We start from the raw sequence: 21,622 nt of genomic DNA, 5'->3' as shown, positions 1-21,622 counted from the left end.
TGGGGAAACCAATAATGATTGAGTTTATTATTCGTTATAAAAAATCTGTAACCATCATTTTCTTTTTGTTATCAGTGCTTTCTGCTATTGGATTTCTGTTTGTGAATGTTAATTATAATATGAAAGATTATATCCCAGCAGAAGCTGAATCTACCGTTGCTTTAGAAGTGATGGAAGATGAGTTTACTAGTGGCATTCCAAATACAAGCGTAATGGTTGAGAATGTAACAATCCAAGAAGCGCTCGTTATTAAAGAGAAATTAAATAAGGTTCAAGGTGTAACTGATGTGATGTGGTTAGATGATGCGATGGACATAAGAACACCAATAGAAACCGGAGACCAAGGCACAATAGAAAATTACTACAAAAATAATCACGCTCTTTATTCTGTCACCATTGAGAGTGGCAAAGAGGTCGAAGCAACAGAAGATATATATCAAATAATTGGTGAGAAGGGATCACTTATTGGCGAAGCTGCAAATACAGCTACGCAGCAGAAAATGACAGGGCAAGAAACGTTACTCGCTGCAGGGATACTTATTCCCATTATTATCATTATACTAGTTCTCTCGACAAACTCTTGGGTCGAACCGCTCTTTTTCTTAACGGCTATCGGTGTATCGGTAATTATTAATTTAGGGAGTAATGTTTTTATAGGAGAAGTGTCCTTTGTGACACAATCAGTCGCACCAATTTTGCAGTTAGCTGTTTCCTTGGATTACGCTATCTTTTTATTACATAGTTTTCAAGATTATCGTAAACAAGGGCATGAGCCAAATCTAGCTATGAAACTAGCTATGAAAGAATCGTTTAGTGTCATTGCCTCGAGCGCATCTACAACTCTATTTGGATTTATTGCATTATTGTTTATGGATTTTGAGATTGGATCAGACCTAGGTTTAAACCTTGTTAAAGGAATAATTTTAAGTTTTATAAGTGTGATGGTATTCCTTCCAGCACTTACATTATTATTCCATCATTGGATTGAAAAAACACAGCACAAATCATTAATACCAAATTTTGAAGGTATTGGAAAAAAAACATTAAAGTTAAGGTTTCCAGTCTTGATTTTCGTCTTACTTCTCATTATACCTAGCTTTTTAGCACAAAAAGAAACCTCATTTACTTATGGAATGGGGGATCAACCTGATAGTACTAGATTAGGGCAAGACATCCAAAAAGTAGAAGAAATATTTGGCGAATCAACCGCTGTAGTATTATTGGTACCTAATAATGAAATAGGTAAAGAAAAAGAAATGATTGAATCTATTGAAGAGGTTGACCATGTCTCAAATGTAATTGGATACGCGAATATGGTTGGCTCGACTATTCCGCAAGAATATTTGGAGGAGGAAGCAAAGGAACAATTCTTATCTAATAATTACAGTCGAATCATCATTAATACTGATGCAGGAACAGAAGGAGATATTCCTTTTCAATTAGTAGAAGAGGTAAGGGAAATAGGTACTAACTATTTTGGTAATCAAGCGTTAACTTTAGGCGAAAGTGTTGCACTTTATGATATGAAATCAACTGTTACAGAAGATAATTCTTTAGTAAATACTTTAACCGTTATCGCGGTTGGACTCGTGTTACTTGTCACATTCAAATCATTATCATTACCGATTATCTTATTATTAACAATACAATCTTCTGTTTGGATTAATCTCGCCATACCCTATTTTACCGATACGTCATTAGTATTTATTGGTTATCTCATCGTTAGCACTGTACAGCTTGCAGCAACGGTCGATTATGCCATTTTATTAACAGAGACTTATAAGCATAATCGTGGAAAGTTATCTCCAAAACAAGCGATGAGAAAAACAATTGATGAGAAATTATTTTCCATTATCGTTTCAGCGTCCATATTATCAAGTGTCGGATTTATATTATGGCTAACTTCCTCAAATCCAATCGTCGGTTCTATAGGATTATTATTAGGTAGAGGAGCATTGCTCGCGTTTTTACTCGTTATACTTTTTCTACCTGGATTATTATTACTATGTGATAAATTGATTCAAAAAACATCTCTTCAAATGGACTTTAGTAACAAGGAGGAAAAAAATGAAGATCATTAAATGGATGCTTATCACTGCTTCTCTATTTTTCTTTCCTGTGATGAATATACATGCAGAATCACAACCTGTTAAAGATGGAATGAGTAAAGGGAAAGTAGCAAACAAAAATGAAGTGATTTATGCTAACTTGCTAGCAGACGGTAACCTAACCGAATTATATGTTGTCAATTCTTTTGAAATGATAGAACCTGGTGTGATTGAGGATTTTGGAAATTACGAAAAAGTTAAAAATCTAACTGACACATCAAAAATTAGCAAAGAAAATAATCAGATCACATTACAAGCAAGAGAAGAAAATTATTATTATCAAGGAAACTTACCAAATAACTCTGAGTTACCTTGGCGTTTTACAATTAATTATTACCTTAATAATAAAAAGATTAATCCAGAAAATTTAGCTGGTAAATCTGGCGATATAAAAATGGAAATTGCTGTAGAAGCGAATGAAGGTAAGCGTTCTTCATTCTCTGAAAATTATATGCTGCAAATTAGCGTACCGCTGAACACTGAAAAATTTAAGGATATAAAAGCTGAGAATGCCACTGTTGCACAATCCGGCAAAGATAAGCAGCTCACTTTTACCGTTATGCCTGAGCAGGAAGAAGTATTTACGATTGAGGCAGAAACAAATCATTTTGAAACAGAAGGTGTGCAAATATCTGCTTTACCTGCTTCACTTGCCATTGATAGCCCAGATACTGAAGAATTGACGAGTGAATTTCACTCATTAACTGAGGCAATTGGTGACATTCATCATGGTGTCGGAGACTTAGAAATAGGAATGAATGAACTTTCATCAGGCTTACGGTCATTAGAGGGTGGGTCTGCACAATATAAAAAAGGACTAAATGAATTAAGTCAGTCTGGTGACCGATTAACTGAAGGATCAGCACAAATAAATAATACTTTATCATTGATTAAAGATGAGATTAAACAAGCCAGTGGCGTGAGTGGTATTGGGGAACTCGAGAATGTAACAATCGATCTGCCTGAGGTGGCGGATAATCTAGAACAAGCAGCTAATGATGTAGACCAAGTAGTTGTTAATTACAATGAGGTAAAAACACAAATCAACCGTGCTCTGGAGCAGATACCAGATAACCAAATTTCAGATAAAGAGATAAATAAATTATATGAAAGTAATGCGGATAAAGAGGTAATTGATCAATTGGTAGAAACCTATAGAGGGACAAAAGTTGCTCAAGAAGTTCTACTACTAGCCAAAGATAACCTTACAGACATGGTTGAACCTCTATCAACCTTTAGTCAATCAATGAGAGAAGCAGCAGGTAACCTCCGTGCAATATCATCTAATATAGATGAATCTATTCTTCAAATTGACATTGATGAAGGTTTAAAACAATTGACATCTGGTGTTGAAGAAATGGTATCTAACTATAATCAATTCCACCAAGGGTTACTTGCTTATACAGGCGGTGTTTCTGAATTAAGTACATCATATAATGACATCCATGAAGGAATTAGCGGTTCTCTATCTGGAGCTGAGCAACTAACCAAAGGAGCTGGCTCGCTTCATAATGGAACTGGACAATTACATGATGCAACTAAAGACATTCCTGATGAGGTGACAAAAGAAGTGGATGAAATGATATCGCAATATGATAAATCTGATTATGAGCCAATTTCTTTTGTATCAGATAAAAATAATGAAAAGTTGGAACTAGTCCAATTTGTCATCCAAACAGATAAGATTAAAATAAAAGATAACAAAGAAGATGTAAAAGAAACAAAAGATAAAGTAGGATTCTTCGAGAAACTTCTTAACTTATTTAAGTAAACTTGAAAAACACGCCACTGCAATCTAGGAGGCGTGTTTCTCTTTTTGGTGGTAAATTTATATAAACCTTTCATGTTACATCAAACGATCGGTCAAAATGAAGAATTAGGCTTTCTTCTACTCGGGTTGTAGGAGTGGATTTAATCAATGACTCTAGCTTATATTGTGGTTGGAAGAAAAATGATAAAGAGCCTAACTTTTTCATCATTTTAAGCTGAGAATACATATTCTAAAAAATAAATTGTAAATTTTCCGAAAAATTGATATATTGTTAGTGTGAAAACTAAATAAGCTAAATAAACAGGTGCTTGTTCATCAAGCTTAAAAGGGAAACCGGTTAGACTCCGGTGCTGTCCCGCAACTGTATATGCGAGCGGATTGTACATAACCACTTATTCATTATTGAATGGGGAAGGAGCAAATCCGCCACGACCATAAGCCAGGAGACCTGCCTGTTTTAGCCAACATCATTACCTACGCGGATAGGGGGTGTTAAGTGCGGATAGAAGAACATGTATATAACACTACACATGTTTATTTGTTTGTCCACTCGTTACTTAACAACTTCTTTTAATAGGAGTTGTTTTTTGTTTGAAGGAGGTTTGCTTCTTAGTACTGATTTGAGCAAGCGCTCAATCAAAGGAGATAGAAAGATGTAAAGGGAGTGCACGATGGCGAAGCTAAAAAAAACGCTAGAAGAAAAGGGAGATATTTTTTCTCCTGAAGATTTTCTTGAAGAGGAACAACTCATTGCACAAACGGCAGAATTATTTATTAAGAATGAAGTGTTGCCCCAAATAGATTCATTAGAAAAAAAGAACTATGAAGTGGCTAAGAATCTGTTTAAAAAATCAGGGGAACTTGGTCTACTTGCTATTGATGTACCTGAAGATTATGGCGGGTTTGCACTTGGTAAAAAATTATCCGGGCTTATTGCTGAAAAGATAGGATACGGTGGGGCTTTTAGTGTTTCCTATAATATTCATGTAGGTGTTGGTACATTACCGTATGTTTATTTTGGTTCAGAAGCACAAAAACAAAAGTATTTACCACAACTCATCTCCGGGGATTGGATTGGTGCTTATGCCTTAACGGAAGCAGGAGCTGGATCAGACGCACTTTCACCTAAAACAAGAGCTATTTACAACAGCAAGAGTGATAGTTGGATAATAAATGGGGAAAAACAATGGATTACCAATGCTCACATAGCAAATGTGTTTGTTGTGTTTTGCCAAACAAATGACGGGATGACTGCTTTTATTGTTGAAAAAGACACAGCAGGCGTATCTATTGGTGTAGAAGAAGAAAAGATGGGTATTCATGGATCATCAACAGCTACACTTATACTGGAAGATGTCGTTGTGCCATCCGCTAATATACTAGGAGAAAAAGGAAAAGGTCATCAAGTTGCCATGAATATATTAAATCTTGCTAGATTGAAGCTAGCTTTCTCGAATATTGGCACAGCTAAACAAGCCTTCAACTTTTCTCTAAACTATGCGAAAGAGAGGCAACAATTTAATAGAACGCTGGTTGAATTTACTTTGATACAAGAAAAATTAGCTGATATGGTGACATCTATTTATGCAAGTGAAAGTGCCGCTTATCGCACAGCAGATATGATTGATCAAGCTCCAACGGATGAAGGAATCACCTCTTTAAAAGCATTCGCAATGGAATGTGCCATAAACAAAGTGCGATGCTCTGAAATGCTTGGGCATGTAACAGATGAGGCCGTTCAAATTCACGGTGGATACGGTTATATGAGAGATTACGATGTTGAGCGACTATATAGGGATGCTCGAATCAGTCGTATCTTTGAAGGAACAAACGAAATCAATCGCTTAACCATAGCAAAAAACTTACTTCACAAACACTCATCTAAAGATATCACAATCAATACCCCTACACCATTACACCAAGATAGAAACAGCCAATTTATTGAGTTAGGAAAAGAACTGTTATCGCTGTCTTTGGAAGCGGTTTCAAATGCAAAGATTGATATAAATAGAGAACAGCAGTATGCACGTCTTTTAGCTAATATCATCACAGAACTATACACAATGGAATCGACTTATATGCGGACATCAAAACTGCAACATCGAAAACAAAATCAAAAGTGGAAAGATTTAGCGACTGATATTATATGCGAACAATGCTTTCAATATTTGAAACAACAAACGATTAGCCTGATTTCAGCAGCGATACTTGATGAAAAAGAACGATTCGTTGCATTCACAAACATTGAAAATTACCAAATCCCACTCTACAGCAATCTGTTATTGAAAAAAAGGCAATTAGCACAAATACTTATTGATCAACCAAAATTACTGAAATGAAGGGAGCTTAAATGATGGGTGAGAAAATCGGTTTTATTGGATTAGGGAATATGGGTTTACCGATGGCGCAAAGCTTATTATCAGAAGGCAATGAAGTGTACGGCGTCGACCTCAACAAAGATGCTGAAGCGGCATTGCTAAGGTCGGGAGGTGTGATTGGATTATCTATCAATAATATCATAAAGCAAGTAAATTTTATTTTCACAAGCTTACCTTCAATGAAAGCGGTGGAAGAAATCTATTTAGGTGAGGAAGGATTGATTACAAAAGGACGTGAAGGCATTGTCCTGATTGATACAAGTACGGTTGCTCCTAGCTTGAATCAAAAATTAGCAGAAGAAGCAAAAAAGAAGAGCATTCATTTTCTTGCTGCTCCTGTCAGTGGCGGTGTAATCGGTGCTGAAAATCGTACTTTAACCATTATGGTCGGTGGTCCTAAAAAAGCTTTCGAGCAATCCCAACCATTGTTAAATATTCTTGGAGAGAATATTTTTCATGTGAATGAACGAATTGAAAGCGGAACTGCAGTCAAATTAATCAATAACTTACTTATCGGTTTTTATACTGCTGGTGTAAGCGAAGCCTTAAATCTGGCAGAAAAAAGCAACATTAATTTAGCACAATTATTTGAGATGTTGAATGTGAGCTACGGCCAAAGTCGGATATATGAAAGAAACTATAAAAGTTTTATCGCGAACGAAGATTATCGTCCCGGTTTTACCTTGCAGCTATTAAATAAAGATCTTGGTTTCGCGCTTGATTTAGCCAAGGAACACGAATTGCAATTGCCAGTTAGTGAATTACTATTAAATATATACAAAAATGCTGAAAACGAGGGTTATGGTAGCCAAGATATGGCTGTTCTTTATGAAAAAGTGAAAAATGATCAAACAAAAAATGCGAAAGAAACGGGGATGAAGGAATGATTAAAACAGAAATTCCAACAATGAAAAACCATATTAATGGTGAATGGGTTGATTCAAGCAGTAAGGAAGTGGAAGCCGTACCGAACCCGGCGAATGGGACAATTATTGCTTACGTCCCCCTTTCTGGTAAAGAAGATGTTGATTTAGCTGTCAAAGCTGCTGCTGCGGTCTATCCTAAGTGGGCTGAAGTACCCGTCCCAAATAGAGCGCGTCTGCTTTACCAATACCTTCATTTGTTAAAAGAGGAAAAAGAAAACCTCGCTCAAATTATTACAGAGGAAAATGGAAAAACATTAAAGGATGCGCGTGGTGAGGTACAAAGAGGAATTGAAGTCGTTGAACTCGCAACCTCCACTCCTAATTTAATGATGGGAGATGCACTTCCTAGTATTGCCGAAGGGATAGATGGCTCAATTTGGCGCTATCCGCTTGGTGTTGTTGCTGGGATTTCCCCTTTTAACTTTCCAATGATGGTTCCTTTATGGATGTTTCCTCTGGCAATCGCCTGTGGGAATACATTTATACTGAAAGCTTCTGAAAGAACGCCGATCTTGGCTGGTAGACTCGTAGAGTTATTCTATGAGGCAGGTTTTCCTAAAGGGGTACTAAACCTTGTACATGGAGGAAAAGACGTGGTTAATCGCTTATTAGATCATCCAGAAATTCGTGCCATTTCATTTGTTGGGTCAGAGCCGGTCGCCAAACATGTTTATCAAACTGGCACCGCTCACGGAAAGAGAGTACAAGCATTAGCTGGTGCGAAAAATCACGCAGTTGTAACATCTAGTTGTCATCTAGAAAAAACGGTTCAAGGTGTTATTGGCGCAGCGTTTGGAAGTAGTGGGGAACGATGTATGGCTTGTTCTGTGGTAGCCGTTGTAGAAGATATAGCAGATGATTTTATGAACCTACTTGTAGCAGAAACGAAAAAACTTACTGTCGGGGATGGCCGGTTTGAAGAGCATTTTGTTGGACCACTCATTCGTGACACTCATAAATCCCGTGTGTTACAATATATCGCCTCAGGGGTATCTGAAGGGGCCCATTTAATCGTAGATGGTAGGGATACAGAGACGACAGAAGATGGTTATTATGTAGGTGCGACAATATTTGACAATGTAACATCCGATATGAAAATTTGGCAAGATGAGATTTTTGCACCGGTCTTAAGTGTCGTTAGAGTAAAAACATTTGAAGATGGTATCGCCTTAACGAACCAATCAAAATTTGCCAACGGAGCTGTTATTTATACATCTAGTGGTAAAGAAGCACAAATTTTCAGGGAGAAGATTGATGCAGGCATGATTGGTGTAAATGTGAATGTACCTGCTCCTATGGCCTTTTTCTCTTTTGCTGGTAACAAATCATCATTTTATGGGGATTTAGGAACTAACGGAAAAGATGGTGTTCAATTTTATACAAGAAAGAAAGTCGTAACTGAACGTTGGTTTTAAAAAAATGGAAGGAGAGATTGTATGACAGATGAAGTACTCTTCACAGTAAATGATAAAGGGTTAGGTGTGATTACACTCAACCGTCCTAAAGCGCTAAACTCACTTTCTTTAGCAATGGTTCAACCACTTAAAGAAAAATTACTGCGATGGAAAAACAATAATCACATACAGATAATTCTGATCAAAGGAGCAGGAGAAAAAGGCTTGTGTGCAGGTGGAGATATAAAAGCTTTATACGATGCCCGCTTGAATGAAAAAAATAAAAGTCTGGCAATGCAATTTTTTAAAGAGGAGTATGAATTAGATCAATTAATTTATGACTATCCAAAGCCCATTATCGCTTATCTTGATGGTATTGTAATGGGAGGGGGAGTTGGACTGACTTATGGGGCAAACTATCGTATCGTAACTGAACGGACGAAGTGGGCCATGCCTGAAATGAATATTGGCTTCTTTCCTGATGTCGGTGCAGCCTATTTCCTTAACAAAGCTCCAGGCTATATTGGCCGTTATTTAGCGTTGACGGCAGAGACGATACATGCATCTGATGTTCTCTACATAGGAGGAGCTGATTATTTCATCAAGAGTGAACAATTTAACTCCCTCTTAGAAAATCTAGAGAATATGAATTGGTTAGATGTAAATCTCGATTATAACTTGAATGATTTCCTCAATCAGTACGCCAACAACGAAAGCGGAGAAAGTAAGTTATCACAATTACAAGAAGAAATTGATTTGCACTTTTCTTTTCAAACATTAGAAGAGATTCTACACTCTCTTCGTGAACACCCTAGTGATTTCGCTACAACGACAAGTGATATCTTATTATCTAAATCACCTTCATCACTTAAAGTCACACTTAAGCAACTGATTGACGGTGAAGAACAATCTCTCACAACTTGCTTAGAAACAGACTTCATACTTGCTAGAAATTTTTTAAGCCATAGTGACTTTTATGAAGGTGTACGGTCTGTGGTCATTGACAAAGACCGCAATCCCCAATATGACTTTGCACAATTATCCGATTTTACATCTCAACATGTTGAGGGATTCTTTCAAAAAAAGTAAGCTAACTCTTAACGAAAATCAAACGAAACAGCAAGGGCATGAGCTTATTACCATATCAAATAGAAGAGAAAGCAATTTTTTTCTATAATATTGATATTTTTTGAGAAAGAAATTATACTTATATAAGTAATATATGGCTAATAGGTAAAGAGATTGCCTATTACTATATAATAATAGGTGAATGGTGAGATGGATAACGAGTAGCTTCTGCTGCTTTGCTATTAGCCCGCCATAAAATAGTTTATGAAAACAAACTATTTTATGGCGGGCTTATTTTATGCATAGAGAAATAGGTTTAACAAATGGGCACATGAGGACCATAAGATTACATTTTCACTATACACTTACCTTGGAAAAACTGTGACTTTATTATTGGAGGACGCTTTTAATGAATATCGAACATCAATTCAATATGATTATAAGAGAAATTCGAAAAAAACATGTAGGCAATGGACCAAGAGAAATGACTACAAAATTTACAGGCTGTTGGGCGATTACGGAAATGAAAGGGAACTTAACAAATGTCGAGAAGTTCATGATTGAATCAACGAAAGGCTACCAAGTAGTCCATGAAGCTCGAACAACCCTTATCAAACAATTATATAGCGATAAAGAAAAGGTTGAAAAACTTGAAGTACTCGTTGGTGCTCAATTAATCAATATTTTTACTGATATTGATTTGGAAAAAGATATTGCGATGACGATTTATGTTTTTGATAAACCTTTGCAAGTATAACTCTCAACTCTTTAAGATGATTAAAATTGGAAAAATAGGTGATTAAAATCGATATAAAAGAAATGTTAAATCAAGTTCCTGTTGTGAATGAAGAAGAAGGACGGTTATTATTAACTAACTTAAATACGCAAATGATTAAACTATTTCAGGAAAAGGAAATCGCAATCTATTATTCACTATTAGAGGATGTTTTGAAGATTGCAAAACATTTAAATTTAGATACGGTAATTAAATATTTCGGAATCACCCCCGTGGTGAAGGCAAATGAAAGCATGCAGTTCCAAGAGATCTTTCGTTGTCTTCACACAAAGGAAAGGAATAATAATTGGTTCTTGGATTTCTTTTCTTTATATTTAGGTGTTTCTGTTATTTATGGCTTTAAACCTGAAGAAATTAAAAGAGCTGATTCCTAATAAAGAGAAAACATTTCAATCCCTTTTGTTGAAATGTTTTTTTATGCAGTGATAAATGAATAAAATATTCTGTTAATTGAAAGCATTTTACTTGTATTTGTTATCATTCTTTGTAAAATGAAAGCAAGGAGTGATAAAGATGGTAGAAAAAATTGCAGGGCATAGTTTATTGGAAAAGGTGTCATTTGGAAATGGGCAATTAAAAAGCAGGGTAGTAATGGCACCAATGACAAGAGGGTTCTCACCAAATGGTGTACCAGATGAAAAGGTAGCACAATATTATCGCAGGAGAGCAGAAAATGGTGTAGGCCTTATTATTACTGAAGGCACAGCGATTGATCATCCATCAGCAGTTGCTGGTGAAACAATTCCCCTTTTTTATGGCGAGGATGCACTAAAAGGTTGGGCAAATGTAGTAGCTCAAGTACATGAAGCCGGCGGGAAGATTATTCCACAATTATGGCATGTTGGTGCAGCAAGAAAAGCCGGGAGTCTACCTAACATCGATTCACCGCCTGTCAGTCCTTCAGGCATCACGTTAAAAGGAAAGAAAATTGATCAGATCAAGGTACTTACAGAAGAAGATATACATGACCTAGTTGATGCGTATGCAAAGGCTGCTAAATCTGCCAAAGAGATTGGATTTGATGGCATCGAATTACACGGAGCTCACGGTTATCTAATTGATCAATTTTTCTGGGAACTGACTAATAAACGGACAGATCAGTATGGTGGAGACCTACAGGAACGCTCTACATTTGCAGCAGAGGTCGTTAAGGCATGCAGACAAAGTGTTGGGCCCGATTTTCCAATTGTTTTCCGCTATTCTCAATGGAAGGGTACAGATTACAAAGCCAAGTTAGCGAATAATAGTAAGGAGCTTGAGACCATATTATTACCTTTAGTTGAAGCGGGTGTCGATATTTTTCATTGTTCAACAAGACGCATATGGGAACCAGAATTTGTAGATGAACACCCTACATATAACTTAGCTGCTTGGACAAAGAAAATCACACAAAAACCAACAATTGCAGTTGGATCCATTGGCATTAATCGCGCATATTTGAGTAGTGAAGATAATGCACAAATCACCATTGAAAAAAATCTTAAAATTGTCGATGAAAAAATAAATGCTGGTGAATATGATTACGTGGCAATCGGTCGTGCCCTACTTGCAGATCCAGAATGGGTAACCAAGTTAAAAGATGGGGCACTTGATCAGGTGAAGATTTATACAAAAGAAGCAGAAAGCACCCTCTATTAATAATAAACTATTTTAAAAACCGATTGATAAGAATCGGTTTGTTTTTTCCAGTTGTTTCTTCCCGCCATAGAGGAGGACCTTATGTAGCAAGATTGAATGTAATGAAGAGACGAATCGAAAAGATATTTTCTTATAATTATTGGTATGAATGTCGAATGTCTTTACTTAATTTCATTCTCTCTATACAATGAACAGGTTTCGTAAGATTGTTTTTTTGCTCGAAAGCTTTCATAAGATAATGATTTCTATGATTATGCTTTTATCAATGTTTTTGTCCTTTGTAAATAGGGAATATTGAAAGTATAATGGCTTGTAGCAGAAAAATGAACATCGCAAACCTAATTCCTTGTAAACAGATGGGTATAATGTTATATTAATCAAAAATCGAAAGAGGAGAGAAAAGTATGACCAAAACTATTCCACCAATTGTTTCAACCCAATGGTTAGAGGAACATTTAAATGATGAAAATATCCGCATACTAGACGCGACGACTTTCTTAAAGTTACCAGATGGTGATGGACTTTACTCTGTAACGAACGGACGAGACGCTTATAAAGAAGAGCATATTCCAGGTGCTGTGCATGCAGATGTAGTAAACGAATTAGCAAACCCAGATGATCCAAAAGCATTTACATTGCCATCCCGAGAAAGGTTCGTAGAAGGGATTGAAAAATTGGGTGTCGGTGATGGTACGCATGTAATTATTTATGACAAAATCGCTGAAGTCGGCTCCCCAAATGCCGCGTCTGATTGGGCATCACGTGTTTGGTGGCAACTTCGCTTCGAAGGATTTGATAATGTCTCAATCTTAAACGGCGGGTTTAGAAAATGGAAAGAAGAAGGTAGAGAAATTAAGTCTGGAATTGAATATTATCCAAAAGCAACTTTTAATGGTAGAAGAAGACGGGAATTATTAGCTACAAAAGAAGATGTCAAAAAAGCGATTGATGATCCCAACATGATTATTATGAATTGTTTATCACCAGATGTCTTTAGTGGTAAGAAAAACACTTACGGCCGTCCCGGTCATATCCCTAATAGTAAAAATGTCTTCTTTGCCGACTTATCAGATGATGAATCACTTCTCATTAAAGATGAAGAAAAATTACGTGAAATTTTTGAGCCGACCGGTGTATTTGATCAATCTAAAAAAGTCATCACATATTGTGGCGGTGGGATTGCTGCTACATGGAATGCTTTCATTCTATATACACTAGGCCGTAAAGATGTCGCTGTATACGATGGTTCCATGACAGAATGGGTGCAAGACGAAAACGCGCCACTAGTAACAACCAATAATGAATAAATTCTTTCCACGAATGTTCTAGCATTTGTTGATTTAAAATAAAATTTATAAGTTGTAAAAAAGTTCGATAATTTATAAAAAAGATTGATAACTTATAATAAAGTTTGATCAAAAGTCCTGTATTGATGCAGGACTTTTTGTTCAGCAATCGGGCCATATTCTTTAATAAGAGCAGTTGTTATTTGAAAAAATTTTTATGAATTTATCCCCTTTCAAACTCTTTATTTGATAATATTGGAAAGAGAATGGAAATGAAGGGATGGGTGTTATGAAAGCTATTATTTTTGACTTTGATGGAACTTTAGCAAATACTTTACCAATTTGTTATTATGCCTTTCAGAATGTCTTCAAAGAATTTGATAATAAAGACCTTTCTTCTGAAGAAATAAAAACAATGTTTGGTCCTTCAGAAACAGGAATTATTAGAGAAAATCTTGTAAATTCGAATAAAGAGCATGCTATTGAATTGTATTATAAAAAGTATTTAGAGAATCATTCTAACTTGGTTAAACATAATGTGGAAATTGATGAAATGTTAAAACATTTAAAAGACAATGGTATTAAATTAGGGATTGTTACAGGAAAAGCAAGAAGGAGTTTAGATATTTCATTAAAAGCTCTTCAAATGGATAATCTTTTTGATGTCATAATAACAGGGGATGATGTTATTAACCCAAAACCTCATCCAGAAGGAATAATCAAGGCATTATCACTATTAGGTGTGAGAGATAATGAGGCTATGTTTATTGGAGATAGTGATGCAGATATACAAGCAGGAAGTGAAGCAAATGTACATACGGTAGGAGTTCAGTGGTTGCCAGATTATCAAACTTTAGAATTTAAAATAGAACCTAATTCTTTTTTTAACAGCGTTAATCAGTTTGTTGATTTTATAAATATAGGTAGTCGTAATGAGTTATAAATGGTTAGAATGGGCAAAGAAGATACAATCAATATCTCAAGCAGGATTAACCTTTTCAAAAGACGTTTACGATATTGAACGTTATGAAGAATTAAGAAATTTAAGTGCCGAGATAATGAGAGAATACACTGGATTAGAATTGAAAAAAATCAAGGATTTATTTACTAATGAAACAGGTTATCAAACACCTAAAATAGATGTTCGAGGAGTAGTATTTAATAACAATAAAATATTAATGGTAAGAGAAAAAATTGATGATAGATGGTCTTTGCCAGGTGGTTTCTGTGATATAGGTTTGTCGCCTAGTGAAAACATTGTAAAAGAAATTAAAGAAGAAGCAGGTTACGATGTAGTTCCTGCGAAATTACTTGCTTTATTGGATATGAATAAGCACCCCTATCCACCTCAACCATATCATTATTATAAATTGTTTATTCAATGTGAGGTTATTGGTGGGCAAGCAAGAAATGGTTTGGAAACAAAAGGAATAAACTTTTATAATGAAGATAATTTACCAATGCTTTCTCTAGGAAGAAATACAGATACTCAAATCAAAATGCTTTTTGAATTCTTAAGAAATCCTAATAAAGATACAATATTTGATTAATAGTTATGAAGCTAATGGAAGCGTTAACTGAGAAAGATTGAATTTACTATGCTCAACAATCGGGCGCATTTCAGGAGTAAGAATTAGCCTATTCGTTTTTATATCTGTATTGGATCTCTCGTTTTTTTTTGGATAATTATGTTAAAATAGATGAAGGTTATGAAATTTGTGCACTTAAACTCTAGAGCAAGTTTCTATTTTAAGTGAAGACACCTATTTTATTAAAAGGTCAGGGTTTTTAGGTAATAGCAATTTTGTGCCTAATATAGTTTTTATAACTTGAGGATGGATGATTATGGCATTAATAATCTTGTTATTATTTATTTTGACAGTTGTTATCATAGGAAGGCTTTATAAAGCTAAAGAGGTTATTCGTAAACTTTCTTGGTGGGAACGTATTTATACGGTTATATTATATGTTGGATTATTTGGTGGTTTAATTATAGGGATGTCTGAATTAAAGGATTGGGTACGGCAATTCGATTTAATTTGGATATATGAATTTAGCATTCAACTTATCTTATTATTAATAGGTATTTGGATTGTTACCAGCATTTTAAGTAGATTATTACCTGAAGGTATAATGAAAAATCTGTAATGTTGAAATTGAGGATAATTGCATAGCAAGAACAGTCGCTTGTTGTATTAAAGGGATTTGGTTAAAGTTCCATTTTAAATGTTAGCTGTCCATGTTCTAATAACAATCTTCAAGAATCGGGCGTAATTCTTGAAGACTGGAATTGTGCCTCTTTCAGTAATAGGCCATTTAATGGAGCAAGAATTATCGAGTAAACGGGACAGTCTGATAATGAATTTAAACAATTCTGAATTTTATATAGTAAAATGAGGAAGGTAATTGATACAGAAAGGAAGCTTTATATGAACAAATATAAGATAATTTTATTTGATTTAGATGGAACACTTTCAGACCCAAAAATAGGTATAACTAAATCTGTTCAATATGCGTTAAAGAAAATGGACATTGATGAACCTAATATCGATAAACTTGAATGTTTTATCGGTCCACCACTTCAAGTGTCATTTGCTGAATATTACGACTTTGATGAAGGAAGTACACAAAAGGCAATTCATTTTTACAGGGAAAGGTTCAAGGATAAGGGTATGTTTGAGAATGACCTATATTCGGAAATTCCTTTTCTACTAAAATCCTTAAAAGAACAACAATATATTTTAGTTGTTGCAACTTCAAAGCCTACTGTATTTTCTGAACAAATACTAAAGTATTTTAACATTGACCATTATTTTGATCTTGTTGTTGGAAGTAATCTAGACGGAACACGAACATCAAAAACTGAAATTATTCAATACATACTTGATAAGTACAATGAGCATAGGCTAGATGATTTTATTATGATTGGTGACAGAAAACACGATATGATTGGTGCAAATAATATTGGTATTGACTCTATCGGAGTAACTTATGGATATGGTTCATTTAAAGAATTAAGTGATACTAACCCTACACATATTGTTAATTGTGTTGACGAGATAACAGATATTTTAATAGCAAGTAAAGTTGGATAAATAACGAAATTATATTTCCGAAATAAGGAATTGGCAGCTATTCTGCATGAAAAGGGTGCTTTTCTTAGGTTATAAATCGTTTTATTTTCTTTTGTATATTAAAAATAGTTGACCAATATGAATACAAGGTGATTAATCATGAGTGATTATCAATGGGTAGGAAGCCAAAAACATTATGTAGATGAAGTTCACACTAAATTGTTGAACAACGATATTGTAATAGGTCATTTTGGTGGTAACTCTTCAACTGGGCAATTTAAGAATGAAGATGGATGTTTAATTTGGGTTAATCAAGAAGAAGATTGGGAGTTTGTTATTATTCTTGATGCTCATAATACAGCACAAAGTGCAGAATTAGTTCTTAAAACCTTTGAAAAAGAAAGAGACTCAGTGCAACAAATCTTAAAAATGCAGACAGTAGAAGCTTTCGACACCATATCCACCTTCATTCTAAATATTTTTAAGGGTCAAAGCTTTCGAGAAGCTAATCAAAATGTCCAAGGAGAAACTGCTTGCCTATTTGTTGTTAGGAAAGGAAAATTCCTTTGGTGGCTGTCGATAGGAGATTGCATTCTTTATTTGTTTCATCCTGAACTTAAAGCACTAGGAGAATTTCAACAGAATCATAGAAGTTTTTATGAGTGGGTAGGACAAAAGAATACTTTTAATTTAGCTGTACCTTGTTACAGTTCTGGAAGGAAAGAATTACGGAAAGGAGAAAATCATATTTTCTTAACAACAGATGGGCTTATTGAGTGCCCAAATACTAATTTTGACAACCCATTTGAAATATTTAATACCTTCGAAGGGATAACCAATCAATATGGTGTTAAAAGATTATTAGAAGAAATTAAGGAAAATAATGTACGTGATAGTACAACAATAATTTCATGGAAAGTAACTATCAACAATTCAGCTACTTTACCTAGTGATATTCCGCAATAGGGCGCTTTTCAAGAACAAGGAAAGCTCTCTTTTTGTAGTAAATGATTTGAGTTAGTTTGTATATTTTGAAATAATTGGTATTAAGCAATAGGACATTACTTTTGTATAAGGCTTAAAATAATTAATTCAAATTAAGGGAGGGTAAGAATTATGGGTAATGAAGAAGATAAGAGTTCTGTTTGGATTGTTAGCAAGAAAGAGAAAGTTTGGAACGCAATAATAAATGAAGATAAACTTTCACAGTGGTATGCACCTGGTTCACCTTGGGTAATTCCTAGTCTGAATGTTGGTGAGAAAATTACTTTTACGTTAATACCTAGTGTACATAATAACCTTACAGAGAAACTTCCAATGACCTTAACAATTGAGAATGTTGTTACCTATCAGGAATTTGCCTTTCGTTTAGATTCACAACAAATTCTAATATCAATTACATTAAAAGATGAATCAAATGGAACAAGAGTAACAATGAATTCGGAAGGTTTTGCTGCCTCTTTAGAAAATTTGAAAGCCTTAGTAGAAGGAAATAAAATACGTAATATTTAAAAAAAGTTATTCAATTATAGGGCGCAATTATTGAGCAATGATGGACTGTTTCAGGAATTCATTTTCTTGTTCTTTAATCAGTTAAAGGGCAGGATAATTGAAATGGACCCATATTTATTGTGTTAACATATTGAATTTGACATACTTAATTACAAACTAGAAGAAAATGTTGGAGTAAAGAAGATCTATTAGCTAATAAAAGGAGTGTGCTCATGATGGTAGGAGTAGAAATTGATTTGGTTGTTACAGATAGTTTAAAAGCATTGGAATTATACGAAAACATATTTGAAATCGAACGTGTTGAGGTTTCGGATTTACCCAAAGGTACAAATGAAGTGGTTTTTACTCTTTACGGCGTACGCTTTCACATGTTGGATGAAAATCCAGAATTTCAATTGATAGCCCCAACCCCAGATGACCCTAAAACAATTTGGTTTAACGTCTCTGTCCCTGATATCAAGGAAACATATACAAAGGCAATGAATTTGGGGTGCTCCGAGATACAACCGGTTACTGAGTTACATGATTACGGAGTGTCAAATGCAATATTTATGGACTCTTTTGGCTATGTATGGATGCTTCATCAAATCCATAAAGTAGTGAGTCATGAAGAGCGTATTCGACTTTGGGAGGAAAAAAGGAATCAGTAATATTAGATGTATTAAATATTTATGAACCTCTCAGGAATAAATTCACGAGTGTTATCGGCTATTTAATAAAATCTAATAATTGGTTCTTCTAGTAAAGGGCGCCATTCTTGAATAAAGAAGGTGCTCCTTTTGCATCGATTGTATTCTGGTTTTATATAGAAAGTTTGCAAAGCGAGGTTGTAGTGAAAATAGAATAATATTGTTCTTGATTATTTAATATATTTAAGTTATAAATAAAAGTATTATAAAAAACAGGAGTTTTGCTCGATGTTGGTATTTGTTCTTAACTAATCAATCAATTTTATATGGTTCTTTCTATTTCACTGGCAAAAATCTACTTTTTTAAGTGGTTTATTTGTAGTGGACAAAAATAGATGAATCAATATCGGTTAAGAACACAACGGCCATCCTTAATGTATAATTGACTACAAACAGCCGTGCTCTTATGCACGGTTCTATTTTTTATGCCCATGTTAGAAATAGGTTTTTTTAATGACCTGTATCATTCCGACAAAAGTAAATTGGTAGTCAATATCCTAAAAAGGACAGAAGATGGACTATATGTTCATTTTCTGTCCTTTTTTATGTGGGATTAAGTATCTATTGGATGACGTGTGTGCTTTTCCAAAATGAATATAGCACATTAAAAATATCGACAATAAGAGAGTGATTCTATGAAAAATTATATTGAACTAGTAAATGCAAACGTACGTCTTCAAGAGGGTCCTTTGGTAATCGAACAACTTTTGGTTGAATGTTTTATACAACCTGGGATTTCCACAAAAGAACTAGCACGAAAAGTCCTTCTGCCTGTTCCGGTAGCTACTGCGGTTAAGAAGGAACTCATAAAGGCAGGTGCTTTAATGCAGGATCGTGGGGTGCGTTGTACCTATAATGGAATTTCTTATATCGAAAATGAGTTAGGATATGGTGGATTAGACAAAGCCTTATATCAAAGACTTATGACCAATGGAACAGTTTGGAAGATAGAGCTTGAAGAAATATTATCGTTAATTACAAAGTTATTTCAATTACGACCACAAGTTAATGTGCAAATTGATCAATCGAAATGCACACCCGAAACGAGTTTGCGTCGGGCAATACTTTGCCTAAGAGAGCATGCGTTGATCGGAAAAAAAATCTTGTGTGTTGGTGATGATGACCTAGTGAGTGTGTCACTTGGCCTCCTTCTTAACCGGTTATTTCCGAATGAGGGGAATAAAAAAACCATGATAACCGTCATAGATAATGATGACCGATTCTTAAAGTATATTCGTGATATTAAGGTGCGAGAAGGACTATTTATTAATGACCTTCATATGGATTTACGACAACCGCTACCAGAGTATTTTCACGGACAATACGATTGCTTTTTCACAGACCCGCCTTATACGCTACAAGGAATGTCCTTGTTCCTTTCTCGCGGCATAAGCGCTATAAAGAAAGCAAAAGGATTGCCAATCTTTTTGTCATTTGCTCATAAATCACCAGACTTTATGTTGGCATTTCAGCAAGAGCTAATACACATGAGTCTCTCAATTAAAGAGATTATTGTACATTTTAATGAATACGAAGGGGCACAAATGATTGGAAATAAAGGACAAATGATAGTCCTTCAAACAACAGAATCTACAAAGCCTAATATTACGGATCGATTCGAAGACACAATCTATACAGGCGAGGTAAGGCAAACAATTCGTACTTACCAGTGTAAGTTGTGTAATAGATCAATCCTAGTGGGCATCCAGGGTGATTTTCCTACAATCGAAGTGTTGAAAAATCAGGGGTGTCCGGTTTGCAATCAAAATAAATTTTGCTTAATCAAAAAACAAATTAGGAGGAAATGAAATTGAATAATATTGATATGAAAAATTTAGGACTTACTGAAGAACTTATACAGGAGTCTAAAATATATAAAGACCTTTTTATTGGTCGAGTTTCATCACAATCTAAAAATTTATATAAGGTAATCACAGAAAAAGGTGAGATCGTTGCTGAGATATCCGGTAAGTATCACTATAGTGTAAAAGGAATTTCTGAATATCCTGCTGTTGGAGATTTTGTTATGATCGATAGAACAAATAATTTACAGGGAAACGGAATCATTCACCACATACTTTCACGAAAAAGCGTATTTGCGCGTGAAATGGCAGGAACTAAAGAAGATATTCAGATTGTCGCTACAAATATTGATACGGTTTTTATTTGTATGTCACTGAACTATGATTATAATTTACGTAGACTAGAGCGTTATCTTTCTATCGCTTGGGACAGTGGTGCAGTACCAGTTATTGTCCTTACAAAATCAGATTTGTGTAAGGATATAGAGATAAGGCTTAACGAAATTTCTTCTATTGCAATTGGTGTAGAGGTGCTTGTTACAACAAGTACTTCTGATGAAGGGTATCAATCTTTAAAAAGATTTCTCTCTAGCGGTAAGACAGTAGCGCTCATAGGATCATCTGGAGTTGGAAAATCAACCTTAATCAATTGTTTGCTCGGTCAAAATATATTAGACACAAATGGGATAAGAAATGATGATAAGGGCAGACATACTACGACAAGACGAGAACTGATTATGTTGCCAAATTTAGGTGTTGTTATAGATACTCCGGGTATGAGGGAACTGGGGATTATAAGTGCAGATTTAACGAAATCCTTTTCCGATATTGAAGAACTTGCTTTTGATTGTAAATTTAATGACTGTACACACAAAAATGAGCCAAACTGTTCAGTGCAAAAAGCCATTAAAGATGGCTTTTTGTCGATAGAAAGGCTAGAAAGCTACTGGAAACTTAAAAGGGAAACTAGGTATGAAGGCTTGAATTCTAAAATGATTGAAAAAGAAAAGACAAATGAAATGCTTAGTAGTATGGGTGGCATGAAAAACTTTAGGAATTTCAGGAAATCCATCAAAGAACAAAATAGAAATAAAAGAAGGTGAAGTCTTAGAAATGTTTAAAATGAAGATTAGGGTAACGGCTCCATGTTGAGCTGATACCCTATTTTTTTGATAGATAG

19 protein-coding genes and 1 riboswitch are annotated in these 21,622 nt (G+C 34.9%); all 19 genes read left to right on the top strand.

The window, feature by feature from the left end; all coding sequences use genetic code 11:
- Positions 1-14: 14 nt before the first annotated feature.
- The 19 genes from MHI57_RS03230 to rsgA all read left to right on the top strand — a co-directional run bounded on the left by MHI57_RS03230 (position 15) and on the right by rsgA (position 21,545).
- Positions 15-2,081 carry an efflux RND transporter permease subunit gene (locus MHI57_RS03230; RefSeq protein WP_340974973.1) on the top strand — a complete coding sequence of 689 codons (2,067 nt, stop codon included), beginning with the start codon at positions 15-17 and terminating at the stop codon, positions 2,079-2,081.
- Positions 2,068-3,879: a YhgE/Pip domain-containing protein gene (locus MHI57_RS03225; RefSeq protein WP_340974972.1), complete on the top strand. Its 1,812-nt coding sequence runs from the start codon at positions 2,068-2,070 to the stop codon at positions 3,877-3,879. The genes MHI57_RS03230 and MHI57_RS03225 overlap by 14 nt, the downstream gene beginning before the upstream one ends.
- A 285-nt stretch (positions 3,880-4,164) precedes the next feature.
- A riboswitch (cobalamin riboswitch) is annotated at positions 4,165-4,349 on the top strand.
- Positions 4,350-4,550: 201 nt separating this feature from the next.
- On the top strand, positions 4,551-6,218 hold the full coding sequence (locus tag MHI57_RS03220) for an acyl-CoA dehydrogenase family protein (protein ID WP_340974971.1): 1,668 nt from the start codon (positions 4,551-4,553) through the stop codon (positions 6,216-6,218).
- Between the two features lie 14 nt (positions 6,219-6,232).
- Positions 6,233-7,144 carry an NAD(P)-dependent oxidoreductase gene (locus MHI57_RS03215; protein ID WP_340978527.1) on the top strand — a complete coding sequence of 304 codons (912 nt, stop codon included), beginning with the start codon at positions 6,233-6,235 and terminating at the stop codon, positions 7,142-7,144.
- Positions 7,141-8,598, top strand: coding sequence for a CoA-acylating methylmalonate-semialdehyde dehydrogenase (locus MHI57_RS03210; RefSeq protein WP_340974969.1), 1,458 nt, complete (start codon positions 7,141-7,143; stop codon positions 8,596-8,598). The genes MHI57_RS03215 and MHI57_RS03210 overlap by 4 nt, the downstream gene beginning before the upstream one ends.
- Before the next feature lie 21 nt (positions 8,599-8,619).
- The gene (locus tag MHI57_RS03205; protein ID WP_340974968.1) at positions 8,620-9,666 is read left to right on the top strand and encodes an enoyl-CoA hydratase/isomerase family protein; all 1,047 of its coding nucleotides are present in this window, start codon (positions 8,620-8,622) and stop codon (positions 9,664-9,666) included.
- A 388-nt stretch (positions 9,667-10,054) separates the two neighbouring features.
- Positions 10,055-10,402, top strand: a complete 348-nt coding sequence (locus MHI57_RS03200) for a DUF2294 domain-containing protein (RefSeq protein WP_340974967.1) — start codon at positions 10,055-10,057, stop codon at positions 10,400-10,402.
- 38 nt (positions 10,403-10,440) lie between these two features.
- Positions 10,441-10,815 carry a hypothetical protein gene (locus MHI57_RS03195; RefSeq protein ID WP_224936479.1) on the top strand — a complete coding sequence of 125 codons (375 nt, stop codon included), beginning with the start codon at positions 10,441-10,443 and terminating at the stop codon, positions 10,813-10,815.
- 139 nt (positions 10,816-10,954) lie between these two features.
- The gene (locus MHI57_RS03190) at positions 10,955-12,079 is read left to right on the top strand and encodes an NADH:flavin oxidoreductase (protein WP_328199438.1); all 1,125 of its coding nucleotides are present in this window, start codon (positions 10,955-10,957) and stop codon (positions 12,077-12,079) included.
- Between the two features lie 404 nt (positions 12,080-12,483).
- Positions 12,484-13,386, top strand: coding sequence for a sulfurtransferase (locus MHI57_RS03185; RefSeq protein ID WP_340974964.1), 903 nt, complete (start codon positions 12,484-12,486; stop codon positions 13,384-13,386).
- Between the two features lie 268 nt (positions 13,387-13,654).
- A complete protein-coding gene (locus MHI57_RS03180; RefSeq protein WP_340974961.1) occupies positions 13,655-14,308 on the top strand; it encodes an HAD family hydrolase in 654 nt (217 codons plus the stop codon).
- Entirely contained in the window at positions 14,298-14,915 is a 618-nt protein-coding gene (locus tag MHI57_RS03175) for an NUDIX hydrolase (RefSeq protein WP_340974959.1), read from the top strand. Before MHI57_RS03180 ends, MHI57_RS03175 begins: the two co-directional genes overlap by 11 nt.
- 295 nt (positions 14,916-15,210) lie before the next feature.
- Complete coding sequence (locus MHI57_RS03170; RefSeq protein WP_095370565.1) at positions 15,211-15,513, top strand: hypothetical protein; 303 nt, start codon at positions 15,211-15,213, stop codon at positions 15,511-15,513.
- A gap of 281 nt (positions 15,514-15,794) precedes the next feature.
- Positions 15,795-16,460, top strand: a complete 666-nt coding sequence (locus MHI57_RS03165) for an HAD family hydrolase (protein WP_340974956.1) — start codon at positions 15,795-15,797, stop codon at positions 16,458-16,460.
- A 138-nt stretch (positions 16,461-16,598) separates the two neighbouring features.
- Positions 16,599-17,405: a protein phosphatase 2C domain-containing protein gene (locus MHI57_RS03160; RefSeq protein WP_340974955.1), complete on the top strand. Its 807-nt coding sequence runs from the start codon at positions 16,599-16,601 to the stop codon at positions 17,403-17,405.
- A 150-nt stretch (positions 17,406-17,555) separates the two neighbouring features.
- Positions 17,556-17,951 carry an SRPBCC family protein gene (locus MHI57_RS03155; protein ID WP_340974953.1) on the top strand — a complete coding sequence of 132 codons (396 nt, stop codon included), beginning with the start codon at positions 17,556-17,558 and terminating at the stop codon, positions 17,949-17,951.
- A 215-nt stretch (positions 17,952-18,166) separates the two neighbouring features.
- A complete protein-coding gene (locus MHI57_RS03150; RefSeq protein ID WP_340978526.1) occupies positions 18,167-18,601 on the top strand; it encodes a VOC family protein in 435 nt (144 codons plus the stop codon).
- A 674-nt stretch (positions 18,602-19,275) separates the two neighbouring features.
- A complete protein-coding gene (locus tag MHI57_RS03145; RefSeq protein ID WP_340974951.1) occupies positions 19,276-20,448 on the top strand; it encodes a bis-aminopropyl spermidine synthase family protein in 1,173 nt (390 codons plus the stop codon).
- Positions 20,449-20,450: 2 nt separating this feature from the next.
- On the top strand, positions 20,451-21,545 hold the full coding sequence (rsgA, locus tag MHI57_RS03140; RefSeq protein ID WP_340974949.1) for a ribosome small subunit-dependent GTPase A: 1,095 nt from the start codon (positions 20,451-20,453) through the stop codon (positions 21,543-21,545).
- Positions 21,546-21,622: the final 77 nt, after the last annotated feature.

Origin of the sequence: Cytobacillus sp. FSL K6-0129 (genome assembly GCF_038007625.1) — a bacterium.
Lineage (GTDB): Bacteria > Bacillota > Bacilli > Bacillales > Cytobacillaceae > Cytobacillus > Cytobacillus kochii.
This window is presented reverse-complemented; position numbering and strand designations above follow the sequence as displayed.